At 49.5% G+C, this 6,194-nt stretch carries 7 protein-coding genes; all 7 read right to left on the bottom strand.

Features of this window, described 5'->3' with window-relative positions; translation table 11 throughout:
• Nucleotides 1-542: M20/M25/M40 family metallo-hydrolase (locus B4H10_RS05500; RefSeq protein WP_292018346.1), on the bottom strand; the 542-nt coding region annotated here is incomplete at its 3' end.
• 118 nt (nucleotides 543-660) lie between these two features.
• Nucleotides 661-1,410, bottom strand: coding sequence for an amino acid ABC transporter ATP-binding protein (locus B4H10_RS05495; RefSeq protein WP_059077034.1), 750 nt, complete (start codon nucleotides 1,408-1,410; stop codon nucleotides 661-663).
• Nucleotides 1,411-1,427: 17 nt separating this feature from the next.
• Entirely contained in the window at nucleotides 1,428-2,135 is a 708-nt protein-coding gene (locus B4H10_RS05490; protein ID WP_292018345.1) for an amino acid ABC transporter permease, read from the bottom strand.
• Between the two features lie 16 nt (nucleotides 2,136-2,151).
• Nucleotides 2,152-2,946 carry an amino acid ABC transporter permease gene (locus B4H10_RS05485; protein ID WP_234995414.1) on the bottom strand — a complete coding sequence of 265 codons (795 nt, stop codon included), beginning with the start codon at nucleotides 2,944-2,946 and terminating at the stop codon, nucleotides 2,152-2,154.
• 19 nt (nucleotides 2,947-2,965) lie between these two features.
• Nucleotides 2,966-3,829 (bottom strand): transporter substrate-binding domain-containing protein, encoded by an 864-nt coding sequence (locus B4H10_RS05480; RefSeq protein ID WP_059077036.1) that lies wholly within the window; start codon nucleotides 3,827-3,829, stop codon nucleotides 2,966-2,968.
• Nucleotides 3,830-3,869: 40 nt separating this feature from the next.
• Nucleotides 3,870-4,868, bottom strand: a complete 999-nt coding sequence (locus B4H10_RS05475) for a uroporphyrinogen decarboxylase family protein (protein WP_292018344.1) — start codon at nucleotides 4,866-4,868, stop codon at nucleotides 3,870-3,872.
• 422 nt (nucleotides 4,869-5,290) lie between these two features.
• Nucleotides 5,291-6,061, bottom strand: coding sequence for an SDR family NAD(P)-dependent oxidoreductase (locus B4H10_RS05470; protein ID WP_292018343.1), 771 nt, complete (start codon nucleotides 6,059-6,061; stop codon nucleotides 5,291-5,293).
• Nucleotides 6,062-6,194: the final 133 nt, after the last annotated feature.

Raw genomic sequence — 6,194 nt, 5'->3', positions numbered from 1 at the left:
CCTTCGTCAAAGAGAACGATCTGATGAACGCCCCGTGCCGCCAGTGCTTCCTTGAGAAGCCGTCCGCCGTCTTCCCCGCTGATGGTATAAATTTCTTCACTGTATCCCAGTGCAATGTAGAGGTCATAGGAAGGACGGAATCCATCGGAAAAGGCAGCTTCCACGGCTTCCATTTCTGCCAGGAAGAGGTGTTTGCAGTCTGTCGTACCCCGTCCCCAGATGATGCCATCTTCATAAGCGCCGGAAAAAGGTTCTTTCTTCCAGAGTTCCAGGGCTCCCGGTTCGACTACGTCCTGATGGGCGCTGAGTACGAGCGGCGTTTTTTCCGGATGGCCCGAATCATAATGAAACAGCAGGCCCGCCCGGCCAACCGGAATGACTTCAAACAGTTTATATATAACAGGATAGTAGGCTTCCAGCAGGGCATGAAGCTTGGTAAATTCCCGCCAGTCCACTTTATCCAAATCTTCATTAGAAATGGTCTGACAGGCAATAAAGTGCTGCAGATGATCTGTCAGTTTCTGTTCTTCTGTAAAAGCCATATTGCATTCCTCCTTTAGATACCATCATCATATACAGGTTTGTCTGTTGCGTCAATACACATAATGAAAAGAGGAACTATGTTCCGTACAGAATCTGTCAGAAATAGCTCCTCTCTGATTATTCGTAAGTATGGCAGAGGACACGGTGCAGGAACTTTTTAGTCCGTTCTTCTTTGGGATGCTCGAAAATATCTTCCGACGTCCCTTCTTCAACGATGACACCGCCATCCATAAAAATAACGTGGGTTGCCACATCGCGGGCAAATTTCATTTCATGGGTCACGACAATCATGGTCGTTCCGGCTTTTGCCAGGTCCCGCATGACTTTCAGTACTTCCCCGACCAGTTCCGGATCAAGGGCCGATGTCGGTTCATCAAACAGGATGACATCGGGCTTGACAGCCATGGCCCGGGCAATTCCTACGCGCTGCTGCTGGCCGCCGGAAAGCTGGGACGGATAATAGTCCATCCGTTCCGCCATGCCGACACGCTGCAACGCATCGCGGGCAATGGCTTCGGCATCGGCTTTTTTCATGCCCCTGCCCGTAGTCAGACCGAGAGTCACATTTTCAAGGACCGTCTTATTGGCAAAGAGGTTGTATCCCTGAAATACGAAAGCCGTCTTTTTCCGCACGGCCGTAATATCTTTTGTCGAAGGATGGCTGAGATCGATGTGCATACCGGCAAAATCCATTTCCCCGGCATCGGCCTTTTCCAGAAAATTCAGGCAGCGCAGGAATGTCGTCTTGCCCGACCCGCTGGGGCCCAGAATGACGACAACGTCGCCTTTTTCAATATCCATATGCACGTCTTTCAGTACTTCCAGATCGCCAAAGCTCTTGCGGACATGCTTAATTGACAATAACATGGGATAAATCTCCTTTCTTATGCACCGACCCGGAAGGCACCTACATGCTGTTCTGCAAATTTATATGCCAGCTGGATGACCGTACATACGATGAGATATACAATAAACACATCCAGGTACGATTCGATATAGTTATAACCATAGGAAGCGGCAATTTTTCCGATAGCCAGGACATCTTTGACAGTCATAAGGAATGCCAGGGAAGTCCCTTTGATCAGATTGACCGTAATATTGCAGACCGCCGGCAGCGCTACGACCATAGCCTGGGGAATGATGACTTTGCAGTATGTCTGGAATTCCGAAAGGCCGATAGAAACGCCGGCTTCAAGCTGTCCCTTAGGGATACTCAGCAGAGCCGAGCGGAATACTTCTGCCAAAAGGGCGATGGTATTCAGGGAAAAGACGACAACCGCATACCAGAACGGGTCGACGCTGTCGAAGACATTGAAGTCTGAGCCCAACGCTTTGACAACGACGTTGAGAAAGCTTGGGAGCAGGCTATAAAGAAGCAGAATCTGCAGAATAATAGGCGTACCCCGGACAAAGGATATATAAGCCTGGGTAATGCCACTGCCGATGAGATTGCCTTTAATGCGGAGGACCGCCATATAAAACGCAATCGGTGCCGCAATGAGGAGACTCAGGGCTGTCAGTCCCAGTGTCGTGCCAATGCCCCCCCATACCTTATAAAAGGTTTCTATCATAAATGTATAATCCAGTTCCATATGGTTACTCCTTTTTCTAGCCCTGACGCTGAATGCGCCGCATCAGCGCCGGTACGCTTTTCCATACAGGCAGTATGCGTGCTTTTGCCTGTGCCGGATTCTTTGCCCGCAGGCTCTGCCCTTTGTCAAGATGTTCTTCCAACCGGAGGAATCCCTTGGCAATGCAGGTCGTCATAATCCAGTAGACAATCATGCAGGCCAGATAAATTTCCACACCATACGCCCCAAAGTTCTGGGCAATGATCAGATTTCCCTTGCCAATCATATCGATGAGGCCGATGGTGTAGGCCAGGGCCCCTTCTTTCAGCAAATTGATGACGGAATTGCCAAAGTTCGGCAGGGCTATGACTGTAGCCTGGGGCAGCATGACCTGGCGGAATGCCTGAAACGGGGTCAGGCCAATGCTGACTGCCGCTTCATACTGCCCTTTGGGGACAGCCTGATAGGCGGCCCGGAATACTTCAGAAATATAGGCGCCAAATAACAACGTAAAGGTGATGATGGCAAAGACGGCACGGTTTGTATCGTTGATATCATAATCGGTCATCGACTCCACCAGTTTCGGCAGACCGTAAAATACGATGAACAACAGGACAATGGAGGGCGTGCAGCGCATGATATAGATGTAACCGTTGGCAATCCAGCGCAGCACGCGGTGGTGACCCGTCCTGGCCCAGGCCAGTATCATCCCCAGCAGAGAGCCGAGGAGGATACTTGTGACGGCTACGAGCAAAGTCACGTCCAGATAGGACAGAAGGTCCGGTATGACCTGTACGATCATGGACGGATCAAATACTCTCGTACTATTCACAAAGCACTCCTCCTCTCACTTACTGTCCGATATACTGGGACAGGCTTTCACCAAAATATTTTTGTTCCAGTTCGGCAATTTTTCCTTCATCACGAAGTTCTTTGATAGCCTGATCGACTTCGTCTTTCAATTTCGTTTCTTTCTTATTGATCAGCGGATAAGTCGGGATGCCTTTGTAGCGGATATAGGTCAGCTGATCGTTGAACTGATGGTACGGAGCGTCGTCTTTGACGATATTGTTCTTGTAGCTCAGTTCAACTTCCAGATAGGCATCATAGCGGCCTTCCATGACCCAGCTGTAGGCATCGGCAATCTGGAATGCTTCCGACGATTTCAGGTCGATGGGCTTATCCGGATGTTCTTTATTGTATGTATCAATGACCATGTAGCGCGCATCCTGTGGGGCAATCGGCACGAGTTTGCCACTGTACTGGGCAAAGGAATCCATGTCTTTTACTTTATCGGCTTCATCTTTGCGGATGACCAGGCCTATGACGCTGGCACCGATGTAATTATCAGTAAAGAGATATTTCTTTTCCCGGGCTGCCGTTTTCCAGATGCCCTTGGTACCAATGGTGTATTTCCCCGATTCGACACCGATCAGAAGATCGTCGTCCGAGGTCGGCGTGAATTTCCATTCGTACTGCGGCAGTTTTTTGGCAACTTCTTTCATGACTGCTACTTCAAAGCCGTCGGCTTCTCCTTTGTCATTGACGAAATCATAAGGTACATAGTAATTCGTATACGCTACGTTGACGACTTTTTTCTTGCCGCCATCGCCGGCTGCGGCACTATCTTTCTTGCTGCATCCGGCAAGGCCGGCTGCGACGACACCAATCAAAGCGGCTGTGATGACAAATTTCCCTAATTTTTTTATATTCATGATATATTCCCCCTATATGCTTTACCCGTTATAATATCTATTATTTTGCAGCTTCCCGTACCCATTCAAAACGCTGCCAGTCCGTATCGCGCGGCACCGTGCAGTCTGCACCGAGGATGACGCCCTGCCGTCCGGCATGGTCCAGGATACGCTTCGTTTCGGCCTGTACTTCTTCTTTCGTACCATTGTACAGTACTTCCGTTTCCAGATTGCCAAATCCGCCGAGAGCAGCCCGGCCGCCAAAAATCTTCCGTCCTTCTTCCAGAGGCACACCTTCGACGACAGCCGCCCAGTTAATGGTCTTCACATCGTAATCGGCATACCAGGTCAGATCATTGCGGTGGCCGGACCAGCCGCAGATATGGAGGATGTTGTAATCACTTGCACTGTTAGCCGCGGCGAGGATCTGTTTTTCACCCGGCGCCAGCACCTGATTGTAAACATCTTTCGTAATTCCCTCACCGAGCAGATTCTGGAGACTGAAGTAAATACCGGTCACGCCGCCTTCGATAATAATCCGGCGGGCCAGTTTTGCCAAATCTCCGGAAATGACATCGAGTCCCTGACGGACGGCGTCTGCATCTTCCTGTATAAGACGGCTCAGCCAGGCATCGCCCTGGGTAATATCGGGAAGCATGAATTTCACTGTCGTACCGGCGCAGAAGAGATTGTAAAACATGGCTACGTCATTACCGTATTTACTGGTCAGTCTCTTTGCATAGGCAATCTGCGTCGTAAACCACGGATCATCGTCAGCAAGGGGCTGGATCCGCTTGAAATCGGCCGCACTTTTCAGATTGAATGCCGTTCTATTTTCATAAGGAAAGAATCCATCGGTCATGATTTTTACAAAATCCGGCTTGGCCGTTTCGATGTATTTCGTCTGTCCCGCATAGAGCTGTTCGATCAATTCCGGATGCTGAAACGAATCGGAATGGATTTCATCTCCCAGAAAATGAAACCAGAATCCCACAGGAACACGGTCTACCGGCTTGTTATCCATAGCGGCTAATACTAATTCTTTTTTACTCTGTGTCATAGTCATATCCTCCTCTATTACTCCCATCACATTTCATGAATTTTTAAAATATGTTTTGAAACATTGGCGAAATATCCTCATTTTTCCCATTTAGAGACAAAAAAAACACCGTCCCCATGACAGAGACGGTGGTCCGTGGTTCCACTCTGCTTACAGCAAATGCTGTATCTCGGCACCCGTAACGTGGGAAATCCGTATGAGCCTACTCGATTCGGCTCATCCGCTCGCGGAGGCATTCCAGCGCATTTGGCTTCTGCAGGAACTCTCAGCCTGGATTCCTGCTCTCTGTCTGACCGCCTGCGTGTACTTGTTCCGGTCTTGGCGTTTCCAATGTTTACGAACATAGTACACTTTAAAACAGCACTTGTCAAGTGGACTTTTAAAAAATTAGAACATAATTCAATTTTATTTTTAGAATGTCATTATTCCCCATAGGAATACCCCGGATTCAGGGTCACACTACGGCCGCCGGAAATCTCAAGAGACGCTGCCGTCATATAGGAAGCCTGGGAGCTGGCCAGAAAGACAATAGGTCCGGCAATTTCTTCCGGTGAAGCGGCCCGGCGCAAGAGGCAGGTACGGCTCTGCTTTTCCAGATCAGCAGGGGCAATGGTCGCCCGAACCAGCGGCGTCAGCGTAAATCCCGGCAGTATGGATACGACACGGATGTGCTTTGACGCCACTTCCCCGGCAAAGGTATTGGTGAAGTTGACGACACCTGCTTTAAACGCTCCATAGAGCGTAGCCCGCCCGGATGTCGCACACCGCGCCGCCAGAGATGCCACATTGACAATGACCCCGCCCTGACGGGACAAATAGGGTACGGCTGCCTGGCTTCCCATGACGACGGATTTGAAATTTACAGCATAGGTCCGGTCAATTTCTTCTCCCGTATACCACGTCCCTTTCCTGGCAATGGTCGCGCCGACATTATTGACCCACACATCCATGCGGCCAAATGTATCAAAGACGCGGCGGGCAAAGTTATAGACATCGTCTTCCTTTGTCATATCACACGATACACCAAAAGCCCGTGGCCCCAGTTCTGCCACGGCATGCTCCAATACGTCTTTCCTGCGTCCGCAGATAGCGGCATAAGCCCCTTCGGCAATAAAAGCTCTGGCAGCTGCAAAGCCGATGCCTTCACTGCCACCGGTAATGACGACTACTTTATCCTGTAATCCCATGTCCATATAGATCACTCCTTTTCGGTACAGTTTAACAAACATAATTACACATTGCAAATAAGAATAGGAAATGACTCTTTCCAGCCTGCAGAAATGTGATAGAATATACGCATAATCAGATTACTTTATGACAGGAGGA

Origin of the sequence: Megasphaera sp. UBA4382 (assembly GCF_002391155.1) — a bacterium.
Classification (GTDB): Bacteria; Bacillota; Negativicutes; order Veillonellales; family Megasphaeraceae; genus Megasphaera; species Megasphaera hexanoica.
This window is presented reverse-complemented; position numbering and strand designations above follow the sequence as displayed.